Source organism: Methylacidimicrobium tartarophylax (assembly GCF_902143375.2).
GTDB classification, from domain to species: domain Bacteria; phylum Verrucomicrobiota; class Verrucomicrobiia; order Methylacidiphilales; family Methylacidiphilaceae; genus Methylacidimicrobium; species Methylacidimicrobium tartarophylax.
Genome location: NZ_CABFVA020000107.1, coordinates 1 through 1,615, shown reverse-complemented (window position 1 = coordinate 1,615; position 1,615 = coordinate 1). Strand labels below are relative to the sequence as shown.

1 protein-coding gene is annotated in these 1,615 nt (G+C 60.4%); it reads left to right on the top strand.

Annotation, left to right across the window (positions count from 1 at the left end; genetic code table 11):
• Positions 1-252 precede the first annotated feature (252 nt).
• Positions 253-1,572, top strand: a complete 1,320-nt coding sequence (ltrA, locus tag MAMT_RS08980; protein ID WP_142660690.1) for a group II intron reverse transcriptase/maturase — start codon at positions 253-255, stop codon at positions 1,570-1,572.
• Positions 1,573-1,615: the final 43 nt, after the last annotated feature.

Genomic DNA, 1,615 nt, shown 5'->3' with positions numbered 1-1,615 from the left:
ACTGGGGAGAGCCGCCGGGGTAATGGGCGAGGGCATGCGGGCAAAGGACGATGTATCAACACGGGAGGCCCATCGAGCCGGGAGCTCGGGATGGCCCGAGCGGACCGACCGCTGCCCTGAGAGGGGCCGAAGCGGGACCCGGTGGGAGTCGGATAGGCCCATAGTACTGGTGAACTCGGAGAAAGTCCGAGGGAGGGAAGGGGCCTTAGTTCAAGGGAAACGTACGAAGGAGCGAGAGCACGGAGATTGGCCATGAGTCTAGAACCTCCCTTGCGTGTTCGGAAGCTCCAGATGACGTTGCAGGAGAAAGCGAAGGCAAGTCCGACCTATCGCTTCTACTCCCTCTACGACAAACTCTACCGCGAGGATGTGCTCGCCTACGCCTGGCTGCTCTGCCGAAAGAACGGCGGGGTAGCGGGCGTCGATGGGCAGACCTTCGAGAGGATCGAGGAAGAAGGGGTAGAGAAGTGGTTGGACCGGTTGGCGGAAGAACTCCGACACAAGACCTATCGGCCTCAGGCGGTTCGGCGGGTGTGGATCCCCAAACCCGACGGGAAGCGGAGGCCCTTAGGGATCCCAACCATACGGGATCGGGTAGCACAGATGGCAGCGGTCCTCGTGCTGAGCCCGATCTTCGAGGTGGATTTAGCAGAAGAACAGTATGCCTATCGAGAAGGGCGAAGCGCCTTGGATGCGGTCAAGAAGGTGCATGCTCTCCTCAACATGGGCTACACCGAGGTGATCGACGCCGACCTCTCCGGCTATTTCGACAGCATCCCTCACCACGCTCTAATGAAAAGCTTGGCCCGGCGGATTTCCGACGGCGTCATGCTTGCTCTTTTGAAGGCATGGCTGGAAATGCCCGTCGAGGAAGAAGAAGAGCGGGGAAGGAAACGGCGGACGACCCAGGCCAAGGATCGGGGGCGCGGGACTCCTCAAGGGGCTCCCATCTCCCCTCTTTTGGCCAACCTCTACATGAGGCGGTTTATCCTGGGATGGAAGAGGCAAGGATGGGCCGCAAAGTGGGCGGCGCATATCGTATCGTACGCCGACGACTATGTGATCCTCTGCCGACACCACGCCCAGGAAGCCCGGGAGCAAATGGAGCGGATTATGGAGCGAATCGGGCTCACCGTGAACCAGGAAAAGACCCGGATCTGTCGAGTGCCGGAGCAGAGCTTCGACTTTCTCGGCTACACCTTCGGTCTTTGCCACAAGCCCATCACGGGCCACAGCTACCTGGGGACGCAACCCTCCAAGAAACGGGTGAACCGGCTGCTGCAGAGCGTGAGCGAGCAGCTCCGCCGGGACACCCAGGGAAGCACAGGTGAAGAACTGGTATCTATCCTTAATCGCCGGCTGCGCGGATGGGCCAACTACTTCTGTCTTGGCTCGGTCAGCCGAGCTTACCGGACTGTGGATCGTCACGTTCGGTACCGGCTACGCCGGTGGCTCTGCCGCAAGCATAAAGTCCTTGGGCAGGGAAAGACCCAATTCCCGCACTGGTTTCTCCAGGACAAGTTGGGTCTTCTCTCCCTTGGGAGCTTAACGCGGAGCCTGCCGTGGGCATAATCCTGCGCCAGACCTTGTCCGAAAGCCGAATGCGGGAAATCCG